At 71.5% G+C, this 16,248-nt stretch carries 17 protein-coding genes; 12 read left to right on the top strand and 5 right to left on the bottom strand.

The annotated features are described in order from the left end of the window. The 6 genes from AN215_RS09975 to AN215_RS10000 all read left to right on the top strand — a co-directional run bounded on the left by AN215_RS09975 (position 1) and on the right by AN215_RS10000 (position 4,295). Positions 1–384, top strand: coding sequence for a DsrE family protein (locus tag AN215_RS09975; RefSeq protein ID WP_070012963.1), 384 nt, complete (start codon positions 1–3; stop codon positions 382–384). 284 nt (positions 385–668) lie between these two features. Next, complete coding sequence (locus tag AN215_RS09980) at positions 669–1,274, top strand: heme-binding beta-barrel domain-containing protein (RefSeq protein WP_070012962.1); 606 nt, start codon at positions 669–671, stop codon at positions 1,272–1,274. A gap of 22 nt (positions 1,275–1,296) precedes the next feature. After that, entirely contained in the window at positions 1,297–1,836 is a 540-nt protein-coding gene (locus tag AN215_RS09985; RefSeq protein ID WP_245694375.1) for a Fur family transcriptional regulator, read from the top strand. Between the two features lie 62 nt (positions 1,837–1,898). Then, positions 1,899–2,870 (top strand): CAF17-like 4Fe-4S cluster assembly/insertion protein YgfZ, encoded by a 972-nt coding sequence (ygfZ, locus tag AN215_RS09990; RefSeq protein WP_070012961.1) that lies wholly within the window; start codon positions 1,899–1,901, stop codon positions 2,868–2,870. 43 nt (positions 2,871–2,913) lie between these two features. Continuing rightward, positions 2,914–3,852: a helix-turn-helix transcriptional regulator gene (locus AN215_RS09995; protein ID WP_079122866.1), complete on the top strand. Its 939-nt coding sequence runs from the start codon at positions 2,914–2,916 to the stop codon at positions 3,850–3,852. Further along, the gene (locus AN215_RS10000) at positions 3,849–4,295 is read left to right on the top strand and encodes a VOC family protein (RefSeq protein WP_070012960.1); all 447 of its coding nucleotides are present in this window, start codon (positions 3,849–3,851) and stop codon (positions 4,293–4,295) included. Before AN215_RS09995 ends, AN215_RS10000 begins: the two co-directional genes overlap by 4 nt. 144 nt (positions 4,296–4,439) lie before the next feature. Here AN215_RS10000 and dtd read toward each other — a convergent pair whose 3' ends face one another. Further along, positions 4,440–4,865 carry a D-aminoacyl-tRNA deacylase gene (gene dtd, locus AN215_RS10005; RefSeq protein ID WP_070012959.1) on the bottom strand — a complete coding sequence of 142 codons (426 nt, stop codon included), beginning with the start codon at positions 4,863–4,865 and terminating at the stop codon, positions 4,440–4,442. A gap of 192 nt (positions 4,866–5,057) precedes the next feature. Here dtd and AN215_RS10010 point away from each other — a divergent pair, with 192 nt between their 5' ends. The 3 genes from AN215_RS10010 (at position 5,058) to AN215_RS10020 (ending at position 8,073) form a co-directional block, all read left to right on the top strand. Then, a complete protein-coding gene (locus tag AN215_RS10010) occupies positions 5,058–5,702 on the top strand; it encodes an RsiG family protein (RefSeq protein ID WP_070012958.1) in 645 nt (214 codons plus the stop codon). Positions 5,703–5,779: 77 nt separating this feature from the next. Next, entirely contained in the window at positions 5,780–6,742 is a 963-nt protein-coding gene (locus AN215_RS10015) for an asparaginase (RefSeq protein WP_070012957.1), read from the top strand. 80 nt (positions 6,743–6,822) lie between these two features. Continuing rightward, complete coding sequence (locus AN215_RS10020) at positions 6,823–8,073, top strand: GNAT family N-acetyltransferase (RefSeq protein WP_070012956.1); 1,251 nt, start codon at positions 6,823–6,825, stop codon at positions 8,071–8,073. Between the two features lie 100 nt (positions 8,074–8,173). Here AN215_RS10020 and AN215_RS29795 read toward each other — a convergent pair whose 3' ends face one another. Then, complete coding sequence (locus AN215_RS29795) at positions 8,174–8,350, bottom strand: hypothetical protein (RefSeq protein WP_171904159.1); 177 nt, start codon at positions 8,348–8,350, stop codon at positions 8,174–8,176. 227 nt (positions 8,351–8,577) lie between these two features. Here AN215_RS29795 and AN215_RS10025 point away from each other — a divergent pair, with 227 nt between their 5' ends. The 3 genes from AN215_RS10025 to AN215_RS10035 all read left to right on the top strand — a co-directional run bounded on the left by AN215_RS10025 (position 8,578) and on the right by AN215_RS10035 (position 11,459). Next, positions 8,578–9,468, top strand: a complete 891-nt coding sequence (locus tag AN215_RS10025; protein ID WP_070012955.1) for a winged helix-turn-helix domain-containing protein — start codon at positions 8,578–8,580, stop codon at positions 9,466–9,468. 105 nt (positions 9,469–9,573) lie between these two features. Beyond that, positions 9,574–10,635: a phosphotransferase gene (locus AN215_RS10030; RefSeq protein WP_070012954.1), complete on the top strand. Its 1,062-nt coding sequence runs from the start codon at positions 9,574–9,576 to the stop codon at positions 10,633–10,635. Between the two features lie 131 nt (positions 10,636–10,766). Continuing rightward, positions 10,767–11,459, top strand: coding sequence for an HAD family hydrolase (locus AN215_RS10035; protein WP_070012953.1), 693 nt, complete (start codon positions 10,767–10,769; stop codon positions 11,457–11,459). A 70-nt stretch (positions 11,460–11,529) separates the two neighbouring features. On the opposite strand, the gene AN215_RS10040 is transcribed toward AN215_RS10035, so the two are convergent. From AN215_RS10040 to AN215_RS10050, 3 genes are all read right to left on the bottom strand, one after another. Continuing rightward, positions 11,530–13,704 carry an MMPL family transporter gene (locus AN215_RS10040; RefSeq protein WP_216093877.1) on the bottom strand — a complete coding sequence of 725 codons (2,175 nt, stop codon included), beginning with the start codon at positions 13,702–13,704 and terminating at the stop codon, positions 11,530–11,532. Between the two features lie 464 nt (positions 13,705–14,168). Further along, positions 14,169–14,834: a response regulator gene (locus tag AN215_RS10045; RefSeq protein WP_070012951.1), complete on the bottom strand. Its 666-nt coding sequence runs from the start codon at positions 14,832–14,834 to the stop codon at positions 14,169–14,171. Beyond that, a complete protein-coding gene (locus AN215_RS10050) occupies positions 14,831–16,204 on the bottom strand; it encodes a sensor histidine kinase (protein WP_070012950.1) in 1,374 nt (457 codons plus the stop codon). Before AN215_RS10050 ends, AN215_RS10045 begins: the two co-directional genes overlap by 4 nt. Positions 16,205–16,248 lie beyond the last annotated feature (44 nt).

The following is a 16,248-nucleotide window of genomic DNA, read 5'->3' on the forward strand; positions in this document are numbered from 1 at the left end:
ATGGCACCCGGAACAGCGACAGCAGGCAAGAAGCTCGTGATCAAGGTGACGGCGGGCACGGACGCGCCGGAGCGCTGCTCACAGGCGTTCACCGTCGCCGCGGTGGCCGCCGCCAGCGGCGTCGAGGTCTCACTCTGGCTCACCGGGGAGTCGGCGTGGTTCGCGCTGCCCGGCCGCGCCGCCGAGTTCGAACTGCCGCACGCCGCGCCGCTGCCGGAGCTGATCTCCGGCGTCCTCGGGGAGGGGCGGATCACCCTGTGCACGCAGTGCGCGGCCCGCCGCGGCATCGAGGAGAAGGACGTCCTGGAGGGGGTCCGCATCGCGGGCGCGCAGGTCTTCGTCAGCGAGATCATGGGCGAGGGCGTACAGGCGCTCGTCTACTGACCCGCACGCTCCCCGCACCGCCGTCCCGGGCCGTGTACGGGGGCGCCCGGTGCGGCGACTAGACTCGGTCCCGTACGTCATACGCAAGTCAACGGCACTCGCCGCGACATCCGAGGAGCACATCCCCGTGCTTGAGGCATTCTTCACCGCTCTGATGGTCCTGGTCTGCGTCGGCACCGCGGCCTTCGCCGGCCTCGCCTTCAAGAAGCTCTACCAGGGCCAGCGCTGAGCCGGCGCCCCGCGCCCCACCCGGCCAACCGTCCCCACCGACCGACTGAGTTCCCATGATCGAGATCCCGTCCGACCTGCACCCGGACCTCGTCCCCCTCGCCTTCCTGCTCGGCAACTGGCAGGGCGCGGGCGTCGCCGCCCTCCCAGCGGTAGCTGGGGGAGAGGACGGACCGGGCACCGGCAAGTGCAACTTCGGGCAGGAGGTCACGTTCAGCCACGACGGCCGTGACTTCCTGGAGTACGTGTCACACAGCTGGCAGCTCGACGACGAGGGCGCGAAGGTCCGCCCGCTGGAGACCGAGACCGGCTACTGGCGCATCGACTCCGGGCGCAAGGTCGAGGTCGTCATGATCCGCGACCAGGGAGTCGCCGAGGTCTGGTACGGCGAGCTGGCCGACCAGAAGCCGCAGATCGACCTCGCCACCGACGCCATCGCGCGCACGGCGTCCGCCGCCGAGTACAGCGGAGGCAAGCGCCTGTACGGCTATGTGAACGGCGACCTGATGTGGGTCGGCGAGCGCGCCGCCCCCGGGGTGCCGCTGCAGCCGTACATGTCGGCGCAGCTGAAGAAGGCCGTCGATCTGCGCGAGGTCGCGAAGAGCCTGAGCGAGCAGGACCAGGGCGATCTGCCGGACGACGGCATCGCGTTCTTCAAGTGAGCCGCGGTTCTACACTGTCGATGTGGTGACGACCGACTGGCAGAGCGACCTGAGAGCGCGCGGATACCGCCTGACTCCGCAGCGCCAGCTCGTGCTGGAAGCGGTCGACAAGCTCGAACACTCCACGCCGGACGACATCCTCGCCGAGGTGCGCCGCACGGCGGGCGGCGTGAACATCTCCACCGTGTACCGGACCCTGGAGCTGCTGGAGGAGCTGGGCCTCGTCTCGCACGCCCACCTGGGCCACGGGGCGCCGACGTACCACCTCGCCGACCGGCACCACCACATGCATCTCGTCTGCCGGGACTGCACGGAGGTGATCGAGGCGGACCTGTCGGTGGCCGAACCGTTCACCGAGAGCCTCCTCGCGGCCTTCGGCTTCGACACCGACATGAAGCACTTCGCCATCTTCGGCCGCTGCGCCGGCTGCACCGCGCAGGCCCGCCAGGGGCACCAGGAACACCAGGCGCAGCAGGCACCGTCACCGGAGGAGCGGGAAGCGGAGGCGGGGGAGCCGGAGCCGGGGGAGCGCTCCTCGAACGGCGGCTCGAGCCCGTCGTAGTCTGGTCGTATGTGCTTCGACAGCCCCATCCGCCCCCTTCTCGTGCAGCCCGGTGATGCCGCATGAACTCCCCCCTCCTCTCGCTGCCCGGCGCCGTCGCCGCCGAGGGCCAGGACGAAGGCGTCGCCGCCCACTACGGCGATCTCTTCCGGGAGCAGCGGTCGTTGTCCGAGGGCGACGGTTTCGTCGACCTCTCCCACCGCGGGGTCGTCACCGTCTCCGGCGCGGACCGGCTGTCCTGGCTGCATCTGCTGCTGACGCAGCACGTCAGCGAACTCCCGCCGGGGCACGCCACGGAGGCCCTGATCCTCTCCGCGCACGGGCACATCGAGCACGCCCTCTACCTCGTCGACGACGGGGAGACGGTGTGGATGCACACCGAGCCCGGCAAGCAGGGCGCGGTGATCGCCTATCTGGAGAGCATGCGGTTCTTCTACCGCGTCGAGATCGCCGACCGCACGGACGAGTTCGCGGTCGTACACCTCCCGGCCGGTTCCATCGCCGAGACTCCCGAAGGGACCGTCGTACGGGAGACGGCGCACGGCCGCGACCTCTTCCTGCCCCGCCCCGCCCTGAAGTCCTTCGCGGAGTCCGGGCCTCCGGCGATCGGCCTGCTCGCGTACGAGGCGCTGCGCGTCGAGGGCCACCGGCCCCGGCTCGGCATGGAGACCGATCACCGCACGATCCCGCACGAGCTGGGGTGGCTGGGCACCGCGGTCCACCTCGACAAGGGCTGCTACCGGGGCCAGGAGACGGTCGCCCGCGTGAACAACCTCGGCAAGCCGCCACGCCGCCTCGTCTTCCTCCACCTCGACGGCAGCGAGGTGCGCCTGCCCGTGCACGGCGACGCCGTACGGCTCGCCGACGACGGACCGGACGGGCGCAAGCTCGGCTTCGTCACCACCTCCGCCCGGCACCACGAGCTCGGCCCGATCGCCATGGCTCTGGTGAAGCGGAACGTCCCCGTGGACGCGGCGCTCACGGTCGGGGACGAGGCGACGGCGGCGGCCCAGGAGGTCGTGGTCGCCCCCTGACGGGCACGGTGTGAACCCCGCCCGGCCTGCGTAGGCTGGACACATGGCCTTCGCGGAGGGCAGCGAGCGGGCGGCCGGGCCGCCCACCGCGGCCCCGTACGAGTTCGTACGGGCGCCGCGGACGCTGGGTGCCATGGTGGCGTCGACCGTCGGATACCGCTCGGAGGACGCCGCTCCCCAGCTGCACCGGGGGCTGCCCGCTCCCTGGCTCACGTTGATCTTTTCCCTCGAGGGTCCGGTCGTGGGCGGTGACACCCCGGATCAGGCGCTCGGGGCGCAGGCCTATCGCGAGGAGATCATCGTCGGCGGGCTGCATCAGCGGCCCGCGTACATCGTCCAGCCCTCCCGCCAGACCGGGGTGCAGCTGGCCGTGCACCCGCTGGCGGCACGGGCGCTGTTCGGCATGCCGACGGCCGAGTTGAGGCAGTCGGCCGGGGACGGCGCTTCCATCCTCGGCCGGCCGGCGGTGGAGGTCCACGAGCGGCTGCGCGAGAGCGGGAGCTGGGACGGGCGATTCGCCATCCTGACCGGCTACCTGCGGCAGAAGGCGGAGGACAGCGGGCGTCGCGCGGAGGTGCGGCCCGAAGTCGCCGAGGCCTGGCGGTGGATGGCCTGCCACCGGGGGGCCGGGTCGCTGGACGCCATGGCGCGTCATGTGGCGCTGAGCCGACGGCAGTTGACCACTCTCTTCCGACGCGAGGTGGGTGCCGGGCCGAAACAGGTCAGCCGGCTGATGCGGTTCGAGCGGGCCCGGCAGGAGGTGGCCTCGGCGGTCGCGGAGGAGCCCGCCGCCGGGCGGGCGGCGGGAGAGGCCGCGCTGGACCTCTCGGAGATCGCCGCGCGGTGCGGGTTCTACGACCATTCGCACCTGGTCCGCGACTTCCAGCACTACACAGACCTGAGCCCGAGCGGGTGGATCGCCGAAGAGCGCCGGAATATCCAAGCGGGAGGACACCGCAACGGCGAAGAGTGGGACACATGAGCGACTCCGAGACGAACACGACGCACACCGGCACCGGCGCGGGCAAGGCCCCGGCCCCCGCACCGACCGTCTGGCCGGTCCTTCAGGCGCACGACGCGCACGCGCTGATCGACTTCCTGGTGGAGAAGATCGGCTTCCTCCGCACAGCCGTGTACGAGGACGGCGGCCAGGTCGCCCACTGCCAGCTCGACTGGCCCGAGGGCGGCGGGATCATGCTCGGCTCATACAAGCCGGACACCGAGTGGAGCAGACCTCCGGGCACGTTCGGTGCCTACGTCGTCACGAACGACGTCGACGGCCTGTACGAGCGGGTGAAGGCCGCGGGCGTGACCTTCACGCGCGAACTGTCCGATCAGGACTACGGGAACCGGGAGTTCACCATCAGCGATCCCGAGGGCAACCTCTGGTCCTTCGGTTACTACCCCGGCGAACCGAAGCCCTGAGCCGCCTCCGTTCGTCCGGAATCCCCGGGGGCCTTCCGCCGGAATCCCGGGGAGCCGGCGGGCCGTCGGCGCCCGTCGACGGCCGGCCCCCGGGACCCGGCCCTTCGGACCGGGTCCACCAGGGGATGCGTCGGACCATGCCCTTCAGACCTCGAGCAGGACCGTGAACGGGCCGTCGTTCGTCAGGGACACCTTCATCTGCTCGCCGAACCTGCCCGTCGCGACCTCGGCACCCAACTGGCGGAGCTGTGCGACCACTTCATCCACGAGAGGTTCCGCCACCGGCCCGGGTGCGGCGGCGTTCCACGTGGGGCGGCGGCCCTTGCGCGCGTCCCCGTAGAGCGTGAACTGGCTGATGACGAGCAGCGGCGCGGCCACGTCCGAACAGGACTTCTCACCCTCCAGGATCCGCACCGACCAGAGTTTGCGGGCGAGTTGGGCCGCCTTGGCCGCAGTGTCGTCGTGCGTGACGCCGACCAGTACGCACAGCCCCTCGCCGGTGATCTCCCCGACGGTCTCCCCGGCCACGACGACGCTCGCGCCGTTCACTCTCTGCACCACAGCTCGCATGGCAGCCATCATGCCGTGCGGCCCGGCCGCGGTATCTCCCCCAGGGCCGAAAGGCCCAGGGGGAGTTCATATGGTCCGGATGGGTGCGACATCGCTGCGCAGGAACGCTCCGCAGTGGCACGATGCGTACACGCGGTACGTACCGCTGCTCTCAACGCCATTGCGGCAATAAGGAAGAAGGGGACACCTTCCATGAGCGCTACCGGCGCCGCCCGTACTCCCCCTGGGCCTCTCGGCCCTGGGGGTCCACCCGGGCCGCAAGGCCCAGGGGGAGGTACCCCCGGGGATCTGCCGGCCGCCCGTACCGGCCCGGCCCCGACCGCGGCGACCCGCGCAGGCGACGGCGAGGGCGACGGCGAAGTCCCCGACCTGCACGGGCTGCGGCTGCCCGAACTGCGCACGCTCCTGCGCGACGCCAAGCAGGAAGAAGGCGAACTCAGCTACGTACGGCGGCTCCTCCAGGGGCGCATCGACATCCTCCGTGCCGAACTCGCCCGGCGCAGCGCCCCCGGCTCGCCGCTGCTCGACCTGCTCCCGCAGATCCTGGCCGACGGCCCCTCCAACCACCGCAGCTCCGCCCGCCACGTCACACTGGGCACGCCGCAGAGCGACGAATACCGCTCCCTGGCCGAGGGGATGCTGGCGCAGGTCGAGCTGAGCGACCTCACCGCACGTACGGACGAGGAGCTGCAGGAGGCGATGGCCCGCCTCGTCGGCTACGAGCAGCACGTCTCGCAGCGGCGGCAGGTGACGCAGCGCACGGCGGACGGGTGCAGCAGGGAAATCGCACGCAGGTACCGTGAGGGCGAAGCGCAAGTCGACGACCTGCTCCCCTGACCTGTGTGCGGCCGGGCCCTGCGAGGGGCTCCGGGCTGCGCCATGGGCGGGGGTGGTGAACTGAAAGGCCCCTGCCCATGCCGTACGGGACACCCCCGGTGCTGGCCGAAGTCGTACGCTCCGGTTTCGTCGAGGGACAACACCGCGGCTCGCTCGTGGTGCTCGCCGCGGACGGCAGCACCGAGCTGTCGATGGGCGAACCGGAAGCCCCCTTCTTCCCACGCTCGGCCAACAAGCCGGTGCAGGCCGCCGCCATGCTCCGCGCCGGGCTGGATCTCTCCGGGCCCCGGCTGGCCCTGGCCACCGCGAGCCACTCAGGAGAACCGTTCCATCAGGACCTCGTACGGAAGATGCTCGCCGAGCACGGGCTGACCGAGGAACTTCTGCAGTGCCCGCCCGAACTCCCCCTCGACCAGGCCGAGGCGGCACGCGCCGTCGCCGGCGCGGGCTCCGAGGAGGCGGCCCGCAGCCGCGTCGCCATGAACTGCTCCGGCAAGCACTCCGCGATGCTCGCCACCTGCGCGGCGAACGGCTGGCCGCAGGAGACCTACCTCGAACCGTCGCACCCGCTGCAGCAACTGGTCGCGGAGACCCTCGAATCCCTCTCCGGCGACCCCGTCACCCACGTCGGTACGGACGGCTGCGGCGCTCCCCTGATGGCGATCACCCCGGCGGGGCTGGCCCGCGTCTTCCGCGCCCTCGCGCTCGCACCCGCGGACAGCCCGGAGGGCAGGGTCGCCGCAGCCATGCGCGAGCACCCCGAGTACGTGGCGGGGACGCGGCGCATCGACACATGGCTGATGAGCGAGGTGTCGGGAGCGGTCGCGAAGGTGGGAGCTGAGTCCGTACAGGGGGCCGCACTGGCGGACGGCCGCGCCCTCGCATTCAAGATCCACGACGGCGGCAACCGCGCCGTGGGACCTGTGCTGGCCCGCACGCTCGAACTGCTCGGGGTCGACTCCCCGGTGCTGGCCCGTATCGCCGACTCGCCCCTGCTGGGCGGCGGTCAGCGGGTCGGCGAGGTGCGCGCGGCGTTCTGAGGCCCGGCCTCGGGGCGGGGCGCCGGGCGGGGACGTAATCCAGGTGCGGTGCTCCGGCGCCCCCGCATAACGTGACCTGCATGGCCCTGGAGATCCGCACCCTCACCTCCCGCGACGAGCTGCCCGGCTGGTTCCGCGCGGTCAACGTCGGCTTCCTGCGCGGCGGGACCGTGTCCGAGGAGGAGGTGGCCGTCCGCACCCCCGACATCGATATGGACCGTACGCAGGGCGCGTTCGACGGAGGCAGGTGCGTGGGCACCTTCCGTACCTTCGCGCAGGAGATGACGGTTCCCGGCGGCGCGGCCCTTCCGTCCTGCGCGGTCACGAACGTCACCGTCTCCCCGACCCACCGGCGCCGCGGCCTGCTCACGCGCATGATGGGCAGCGCGCTCACGGCCGCGAAGGAGCGCGGCGACGCCTTCGCCTCACTGATCTCCGCGGAGTACCCGATCTACGGGCGCTACGGCTTCGGCCCCGCCGCCTGGACCGCGGAGTGGGAGGTCGACATCGCCCGCGCGGGGCTCGACAAACGCCACTCCGGCCCCGCTGACGGCGGGCGGGTGGATCTCGCGGACGACGAGGAGATCCGCACCGTCGGGCCCACGCTGCACGAGCGTCACCGCGCCCTGCCGCACTCCCAGGGCGTCATCGACCGTCCCGACCGCTGGTGGCGCATCCACACGGGCCAGCGCCGTTTCCCGGGAGACGAGTTCAGCCCGCCCTTCCACGCCGTCCACCGTGACGGGCGGGGCGAGCCGCAGGGCTTCGTGTCGTGGACCGTGCGCGAGCGCTGGGAATCCAAGCTTCCGCAGAACACCGCCGAGGTGCAGTGCCTCACCGCCCTCACGCCCGCCGCGGAGCGCGCCCTGTGGCACTTCGTGCTCTCGATCGACTGGATCGTCCGCGTACGTTCCGGACACCGGGCCCCCGACGACGTGCTGCCACTGCTGCTGCCCGACCCGCGCGCGGCCAGGCTCGACACCCTCGCGGACTTCCTGTGGCTGCGCCCCCTGGACGTGCCGCGCATGCTGGAGGGCCGCCGCTACTCCGTCGACCGTGCGCTCGTGCTCGATCTGCACGACCCCGCGGGGCTCGCCGGCGGCCGCTACCGCCTGGAGGCCGGGCCGGACGGCGCCGCCTGCAAGACCACCGGGGACAGTGCCGATCTCGCCCTGGACATCGCCGAGTTGGGCACCCTCTTCCTCGGCGACGAGTCCGCGGTGCGGCTCGCGGCCCTGGGACGGGCCGAGGAGCGCAGCGAGGGTGCCGCCGAACTGGCCGACACCCTCTTCCGCACGCCGCGCCGGGCCTGGTGCCCGGACATCTTCTGACGCGCGGAGGCGCCACACAGGGCAGCCGGCCGTCACGCAGGACACCGGAGACGGGCACGCGGCGCGCGGATGGCGTGGGTTGGAACCGCGCGCCGCGTGGTCAGACGATCAGCATCGTCAGGACGACGGCGCCGATACAGCTGCAGGTGATGTTCTTCGCCTTCACACCGACGCTGAGCAGTACGCAGCCGATGACCCCGAGGGCACCGAACTGCCACTCCACCAGTCGCTCGAGTCCGATCACGGCGGCCGCGAGAGCGAGAGCGAACACAGGCATGGCATTCCCCCTTCGTCGAGCACGGGCCCGTACGTCGTTGGACAGGCGGGAACCGGAGCGCTCTGTGTTGGCGGGCAGCCACGCCCACTTGGCGATACCTGCCGAACTTGTCCACCATCTGTGCGAAGTTGTCCGCCAACTTATTCGAAGTCTTCCCACTTGGCCGGAGATTGAAAACAGTTGACCAACAACTCCCGGTGCTTGGCCCGAAGTTGTACCGTCTTGGTGTGAACAGGACGAGCCCCGCGAAAGGCGCACGGCCCCCGCACGAAGTGGTCGCCGCAGCGCTACGTGAGCGAATCGACTCCGGCGAACTGCCCGCGGGCAGCCGCATTCCCACGCAGAAGGACCTGGCCGGCGAGTTCGGCGTCAACCGCACCGCGGTCCGCCAGGCCCTCCACGAGCTCAAGCGCCACGGCCTCCTCACCGACACCGGCCGCGGCGCACCGCCGACCGTCGCACGGGCGGGCGCCTCCCACGAGGCACCGAAGCCTGCGGGCACCGAGCTTGCCGAGCGTCTCTACGAGGCCTTCCGCGCCGAGGACGTCACGATCGACACGTACTCCCTCACGACGGAGACGCTCAACAACGCCCTCGCCCGGCCGCACCGCTCGATCGTCGACGGCAATCTGGCCCCCCGCTCCATCACGATGCGGGTGATCATTCCCAGCCCGGAGGCATACCTTGCCCTGCCCAGGCTCGTCGACGATCCCGATGACCGCCGCCCGCTGGACCGCCTGCACGAGCTGCAGAGGACATGGGCGACGGCGCTGCGCATGAGCCTCAGTACGTTCCGCGACCGCTACGAGATTCCTGAGGTCTCCTGCGAGATCCGGACGGTGGCCGCAACTCCCCTGCAGAAGCTCTACATCCTCAACGGCACCGAAGCGCTCATGGGCTATTACCACGTGGTGCGTGACGAAGTGAGTTACCGGGGAGAGAGGCTGGACATGTTCGACGTCCTCGGCTTCGAGAGCTCCCTCTTCCACTTCTCCGGCGCTCCGGACAGGCAGGACAAGCAGGACGTCGCATTCATGAAGCACTGTCAGGAATGGTTCGATTCGCTGTGGGACACGATCGCCACACCGCTGGACCCGTCTGACGGCCGTTACGGGTGATGAGGGTGTGGCGATTCGGCGTCTCCGCGCGAGAAACCTGCCTCCCGGCCGCTAAGGTTCCTCCACCCACGCCGGAACTGCCCGTACAGGAAAGTCGCGCAACCGATGACGTCCCACACGTATCAGCAGGCCGCAAGCACCGGGACCATCGACGGCCCGCTGCAGGGACATCACCGCGAGTGGTATGTGGTGAGCCCGGACGGCGCGAAGGGCGGCGTGTCCAGACTCAAGGTGGGGCAGCCACGGGAGGACGTCCTCTGGTTCGACCGGCGTTCCTTCACCTCCGAGGAGGAGTTGCTGCTGCGGCTTCACGGGCTCGTGCCGCGCGTCCCCCCGGTGCAGCGTGTCGGCTCTCCCGGCCCGGTCATCCTCGACTTCATCGAAGGAGATCCGCTCAACCGGCGCTCGTCTGCCGGGAGTTCCGTGACACCGGCCGTCGTGGACCAGATCATGGAGGTCTTCTCGGCCCTGGGGCAGGTGCTGCCCGGGACCGTTCTGCAGTGGCAGATCAGCACCAGGACAGACGGGCTCAAGGACAGCGCGCAGTTCCTCCAGAGCCTGATCCGCTTCACCCGTGAAGAGGTCTACGAGCAGAGAGAGCCGGAGTTCGGCGAGCTCTTCCGCCGGCTGGGCATCCGCGGCAGGGCCGTCGCACCGGACTCGCATCTCGTGCACGAGGCGGCCGGACTGACGGCTCGTCCGTTCTGCCTGCTCCACGGCGACCTGCACCGTGCGAACTTCATCGTCGACAACGAGAACCGGCTCTGGACGATCGACTGGGAGCTGGCCACGCTCGGCGACCCGCTCTACGACCTGGCCACCCACCTTCACCTGATGCGCTACCCCGACGACCAGCGGCGGAAGGTGACGGAGAGGTGGAAGACCACCATGGAGAAGGTGCTCCCCGGGGCCTCGGCGGGCCTGGCGGACGATCTGCCCCGCTATCTCGCGTACAAGCGCACCCAGTCCGTCTACACAGACGTCATGCGGCACGCCATCAAGATCCGCAAGTGTGCGGCTCCCGAGGAGCGGGAGAAGCAGCTGGACGAGAGCGCGGAGGCCGTCGGGAGCGTGCTCGCGGACGCCGGCGAGTGCCTGGGGGTGTCGTCCGTGCCCGGCACCACCGAGATCAAGGACGCATACAGGGCGTACTGCCCGACGAGCTGACCTCGCGGACCGTTCCGGCCGTTCCGGGGCCCGATCACCGCTGTACGCCGTGGCCCGCGCGGGGGATATTGGGGTGTCCCGCCGGTAGGCAGGGGACGGTGCCCCGCCGCGGACCTGGTACGAGGAGTGAAATGCGCGAACTCATCGAAGCCGCGAAGGCTGTGCTCTTCGACTTCGACGGACCCGTCTGCCACCTCTTCCAGGCACGCCCCTCGTCCGACATCGCGAAGCGGCTGCGGCAGCTCGCCGCCGCGGACACCGGCAGCGGCCGGCTGCCGCAGACCGGTGATCCGCTGGAGATACTGCGGGCCGCCTTCGACCAGCCGGATCTCGTCGAGCGCGGTGTCGCGCGGGACATCGAGCGTGCGCTGACCGAGGAGGAGGTCGAGGCGGCTCCCCACGCCTTCCCCACCGCCTACGCGGACGCCCTCGTACGTACGCTCGCCGCCACCGGACGCCAGCTCGCCGTCACGACGAACAACTCGCAGCAGGCGGTGGAGCGTTACCTGGAGACGCGCCGGACGGAGGAGCTGTTCGCGGGACGTATCCACGGGCGCGACGCCGAAGGCGGCTCACTGCGCCTCAAGCCCGACCCCGACTGTCTGCTGCGCGCCCTGAAGTCCACGGGCACGCCCGCACAGGAGGCGCTGATGATCGGGGACGCGCCACGCGACCTGGAGGCGGCACGCGCCGCCGGGGTGGCCTTTCTCGGCTACGCGCGCGACGAGCGCAAGGAGGAGCAGCTCCGTGAGGCGGGCGCGGAGCACGTCACCGACTCCCTGCGGGGCATCCTCGTGATCGTGGACCCGCGCGCGCACGTGTGAGCCGGTACGAACGGGGCGGCGCGGCGCCACCGTGGCCGCCGCCGGGCCCGTCCGTACCGGCTTCACCGGGTCAGGCTTCGCGCTCGTGATGTTCCAGTTCGACCTTCGGCAGCACCTTGCGCAGGGGTGCCGGGAGCCACCAGGCGCCGCGCCCGAGCAGCTGCATCACCGCGGGCACGACCAGGCACCGGATCACGACGGCGTCCAGCAGGATCGCCACCGCCAGGCCCAGGCCGAACTGCTGCAGCATGCGGTCCGGGCTCAGTACGAACGCCGCGAAGACGACGATCATGATGGCGCCCGCAGCTGTGATCACCTTGCCGGTGTGGGCGAGCCCTTCGCGTACCGCGAGCGCGGGGTCCTTCGTACGTACCCACTCCTCGTGGATACGGGAGAGCAGGAAGACCTCGTAGTCCATCGAGAGCCCGAAGACGATCGCGAAGATCATCACGGGGATGAACGCCTCCACCGGCCCCGGCTGCGCGCCGAACCAGCCGTGCTGGAAGACGAGCGTGATCACGCCGAGCGACGCCCCGATGCTCAGCAGGTTCAGCACCGCCGCCTTCAGCGGGATCAGCAGGGACCGGAAGACGGCCATCAGCAGCAGTGCCGACAGGCCCACGACCACGGCGACGAAGAGCGGCATGCGGTCCGCGACCGTCGAGGCGAAGTCCTCGGACGCCGCCGTCGGGCCGCCGATGTGGAAGGCGGCGCCGGTCCGCTCCTCCAGCGGTGGCAGTACGTCCTGACGCAGCGAGGTCACCAGCCGCGAGGTGGCCTCGTCCTGGGGCGCCGAGTCCGGGAAGGCGAGAACGGTTGCGGCTCCGGAGTCCCGCGCGGGGAGGGGCGGGGTCGTACCCGCGACGCCGGGAGTACGGGAGACCTCGGCGCGCAGCGCGGCCGCGGCGTCGGCGGCCGTACCGTCCCCTTCGCCGTCGCCGCTCTCGGCCACGATGACGAGAGGGCCGTTGAAGCCCGGCCCGAAGCCGTCGGCGAGGAGGTCGTACGCGGCGCGGCTCGACTTGGTCTCCGGGTCGGTGCCCGAGTCCGCGAAGCCCAGCCGGATGTCGAGCGCCGGTGCGGCGAGTGCGCCGAGCGCCACCACCGAGACCAGCAGGGACGCCCAGGGCCTGCGCTGCACTGCGGCAGCCCAGCGGCGCCAGCGTGCGCCTTCCGGGAGATACGCCGCCTGGGAGCCGGCGGGGGGTACGGAATCGGCGGGGTCGACAGGATCGGCGGGGTCGACGGGGTCGACGGGGTCGACGGGGGCACGTTCGCCGGGCGCTCCGGCGGGTCGCGCCTGCCGCCGGGCCGCCCGCCGGGCGACGTTGCGTTCGATGCGGCGGCCCGCGACGGCGAGCAGCGCCGGCAGCAGCGTCAGCGACGCGAGCATCGTCACCAGTACGGTCAGCGCCACCGCCAGGGCCACCCCCTGCAACGACCCCAGCCCCAGCACCACGAGCCCCAGCAGCGCGATGATCACCGTGCAGCCGGCGAAGAAGACGGTGCGGCCCGCGGCGTCCATCGCGATACGGTTCGCGCGCTCACGGTCGGCCCCGCGCAGCAGCTCGAACCTGTACCGGGAGAAGATCAGCAGCGCGTAGTCGATGCCCACGCCGAGCCCGACGAGCATCATGACGTACGGAGTGAAGTCGGCGATCGTGAAGGCGTGCGAGGCGGTGACGATCAGCCCGAGCGCCGTGCCCACCGCGAAGACCGCCGTCAGCACGGGAACGCTCGCCGCGACGAGCGACCCGAAGAGGAAGACCAGGATCACCAACGCGCCCAGCATTCCGGCGCCTTCGGCCGCGCCGCCCTCGGACTCCTCCGCGGCACGGGCCGCCTCACCGCCCAACTCCGCCTGGAGACCGTCCCCTTCGACGCTCTTCGCCACCTCCAGGATGCGCTTGGTGTGCTCGGTCGGAATGTGCTCCGCCTTGCTGTCGAGGACGACCGTCGCATAGGCGGTCGCACCGTCCCGCGAGACCGCCGACGGGTCCTGGTAGGGGCTCCTGATCTGCGAGACGCCCTCCAGCGTGGCGGCCTCCTTCAGCATCGGTTCGACGCGCTCCCGTACGGCGGTGGCCCGTACGCCCCCTCCGCCCTCGTCGTGCAGCACGATCTGCACGCTGTCGCCCGCCTGCGCGGAGCCGTGTTCCTGCATCACCTTCAGGGCACGGTCGGCGTCGGTGCCGGGGAGGGAGAAGTCGTTGCGGTAGGAGTCGCCGACGGCTCCGGCAAGCATCTGCGTGCCGGCGAGAACCGCGATCCAGAGCAGCAGCGCCCACCAGCGGCGGCGCGCGGAGAGCCCGGCGACGCGTGCGAAGACGCCCCTTCCGTCGTGGCGGGACGTGCCGTCGCGGGATGTGCCTTCGGGAGACGTGTCGTCGTGGTCGGTGGGGCCGTGCGGCGGCCCCGTGTCCGTACGGTGCATCACACTGCACGCTCCATGGGAGAGGATCCGGCGTTGTTCACGTCGGAAAGCGTGCGCGCGAGGAGACCGCCCCGGCGTCGGCCCACGGCTGTGACCTGGAGTACCGCGCTGGTTGCTCCGGCAGCGGCGGGCCTACCCCACCGGTTGCGAGCGGCCCCGAGAGGTCCCCGAGGGCGACCCTGACGAGCACCCTGAGACGGCCGCCGGACCTCCGCAGCCGGGGCGGGGGCCCGGACCGGGCCGGGACCGCCCGGACCGCCCCGGTGCCGCCGGGCTCAGTCCAGCCAGCCGGGCGTGATCATGCCCGACTCGTAGGCGAGGATGACCAGTTGGGCCCTGTCCCGTACGTCCAGCTTCGTCATCAGCCTGCTGACGTGGGTCTTGGCAGTGGCAGGGCTGAGCACGAGCCGCCGGGCGATCTCGTCGTTCGTCAGGCCCGCCCCGACCAGCGCCATGACCTCGCGCTCGCGCTCCGTGAGCGCGTTCAGCCGCGGCCCCGGCTCCGGGCGCTGCACACGGCCCGCGAACTCCGAGATCAGACGGCGCGTGACCGAGGGCGCGATGAGCGCGTCGCCCCGGGCGACGACCCGCACCGCGTGCAGCAGCTCCTCGGGCTCGGTGTCCTTGACGAGGAAGCCGGAGGCCCCGGCGCGCAGCGCCCCGTAGACGTAGTCGTCGACGTCGAAGGTCGTGAGGATCACCACGCGCACGGCCGCCAGACGTTCGTCGCCGGCGATGTCCCTCGTGGCCTCGAGACCGTCCCGGTCCGGCATGCGGATGTCCATCAGGACGACGTCGGGCCTCAACTCCCTTGCGAGACGCACCGCTTCGGCTCCGTCGGCGGCCTCTCCGACGACGTCGATGTCGTCCTCGTCGACGAGGATCGAACGGAAGCCCGCGCGCACGAGCGTCTGGTCGTCCGCGAGGAGTACGCGGATCACATGCCCTCCCCGAAGTCGCGCAGCGGCAGCCTCGCCTCGACGACGAAGCCGGTGGCCGCACCCGGCGCACCGGCACCCGCGCCGCCGGGCGGGGCGTATGCGTTCCGCGCCGTCAGCGTCCCGCCGAGCGCACGCGCCCGTTCCGCCATGCCGCTGATGCCGCTGCCTTCCCCGGCGTCTCCGGCGCTTCCGCTGCCTCCGCTGGTGCGACCGCCTGCGCCGCCGTCTCCGGCGTCTCCGCCGTCTCCGCCGTCTCCGGCGTCCGTCGCCCCTGGCGTCGCTCCGGGCGCGGCCCCCTGACCGTCGTCCTCGATCCGTACCCGCAGTACGGCCGGCTCCCCCTCACTCTCGCGCCCGTCCTCACCTGCGTCCTCGTCCCACACGCGTACCCGTACGGTGCGGGCCCTCGCGTGCCGCACGACGTTCGTCAGCGACTCCTGCACGATGCGGTACGCGCCCGTCCCCACCTGCGGCGGCAGTTCAGCGCGTACGTCCACCTCCACGCGTACGTCGATGCCCGCTCTCCTCGCACCCCCGGCCAGCCCTTCGACGTCCGCGGGCGACAGCCCCTCCCGCCCCGCGGGCATCGCGGGCGACCTCGGGGCGGCTTCGTCGACCTGTCTCAACACCCCCAGTGTGGCGCGCAGTTCGCGCAGGGCGTCCCGTCCGGCGTCCCGCACGGACTCCATGGCCTCCACCAACTCCCCCGTACGGGAAGGGTCCTTGGCCTGCCGGTGCAGAGCCGCGTTCGCCTGCACGTTGATCAGCGAGATGCTGTGGCCCAGCGCGTCGTGCAACTCCCTTGCGATACGCAGCCGTTCCTCGGCCGCCGACTGCCGCGCGCGTACGTCCTTCTCCCGCTCGGCGGCCAGGGCCCGCTGCTCCGCCTCGTGCAGATACGCCTGCCGCGTGCGGTGCGCGTACCCGGCTGCGACCAGCCCCACGAACCAGCCGACGAGCAGGAACAGGGCCGAGTCGTCGACGTGCCGGGCCCGGCCGGACAGGCCCAGTTCGCCGTAGGCCACGGCCAGCAGGGTCACCAGCGCGATCGTCACGGCGGCGACGAGACGGCCCTCGGCGGCGACGGTGTACAGGGCCACGCCGAAGGCCAGCACCAGCAGCGGCACGTCCTCACCGCTGAGGGGGAAGTAGACCCCGGCACAGGCCAGGACAAGGACCGCCACGGGCACCGGCCACCTGTGCCGCCACAGCAGCGCCACGCAGCCCACCACCGTCAGCGCCCACCCGGCGGCCTGACGTCCGGGTGAGGTCTCCACGTCGCCGCGCACGAGGAAGGTCCACACCGCCCAGACCACGGCCGCGACGAGCGCCGCCACGACGGGAAGGGTGCGGGGCGCGGAGACGGGCATGCGGTGAAGCGTACGTAAGGTGGGAAGCAGTGGCACCGTGCCGG

The sequence above is a fragment of the Streptomyces abyssalis genome (assembly GCF_001751365.1).
Taxonomy (GTDB): domain Bacteria; phylum Actinomycetota; class Actinomycetes; order Streptomycetales; family Streptomycetaceae; genus Streptomyces; species Streptomyces abyssalis.

Bases quoted from the DNA above. Each gene is read 5' to 3' on its own strand.
- AN215_RS09975 (WP_070012963.1), top strand. From the start codon at position 1: ATGGCACCCGGAACAGCGACAGCAGGCAAGAAGCTCGTGATCAAGGTG.
- AN215_RS09980 (WP_070012962.1), top strand. From the start codon at position 669: ATGATCGAGATCCCGTCCGACCTGCACCCGGACCTCGTCCCCCTCGCC.
- ygfZ (WP_070012961.1), top strand. From the start codon at position 1,899: ATGAACTCCCCCCTCCTCTCGCTGCCCGGCGCCGTCGCCGCCGAGGGC.
- AN215_RS09995 (WP_079122866.1), top strand. From the start codon at position 2,914: ATGGCCTTCGCGGAGGGCAGCGAGCGGGCGGCCGGGCCGCCCACCGCG.
- AN215_RS10000 (WP_070012960.1), top strand. From the start codon at position 3,849: ATGAGCGACTCCGAGACGAACACGACGCACACCGGCACCGGCGCGGGC.
- dtd (WP_070012959.1), bottom strand. From the start codon at position 4,865: ATGCGAGCTGTGGTGCAGAGAGTGAACGGCGCGAGCGTCGTCGTGGCC.
- AN215_RS10010 (WP_070012958.1), top strand. From the start codon at position 5,058: ATGAGCGCTACCGGCGCCGCCCGTACTCCCCCTGGGCCTCTCGGCCCT.
- AN215_RS10015 (WP_070012957.1), top strand. From the start codon at position 5,780: ATGCCGTACGGGACACCCCCGGTGCTGGCCGAAGTCGTACGCTCCGGT.
- AN215_RS10020 (WP_070012956.1), top strand. From the start codon at position 6,823: ATGGCCCTGGAGATCCGCACCCTCACCTCCCGCGACGAGCTGCCCGGC.
- AN215_RS29795 (WP_171904159.1), bottom strand. From the start codon at position 8,350: ATGCCTGTGTTCGCTCTCGCTCTCGCGGCCGCCGTGATCGGACTCGAG.
- AN215_RS10030 (WP_070012954.1), top strand. From the start codon at position 9,574: ATGACGTCCCACACGTATCAGCAGGCCGCAAGCACCGGGACCATCGAC.
- AN215_RS10035 (WP_070012953.1), top strand. From the start codon at position 10,767: ATGCGCGAACTCATCGAAGCCGCGAAGGCTGTGCTCTTCGACTTCGAC.
- AN215_RS10040 (WP_216093877.1), bottom strand. From the start codon at position 13,704: ATGCTTGCCGGAGCCGTCGGCGACTCCTACCGCAACGACTTCTCCCTC.
- AN215_RS10050 (WP_070012950.1), bottom strand. From the start codon at position 16,204: ATGCCCGTCTCCGCGCCCCGCACCCTTCCCGTCGTGGCGGCGCTCGTC.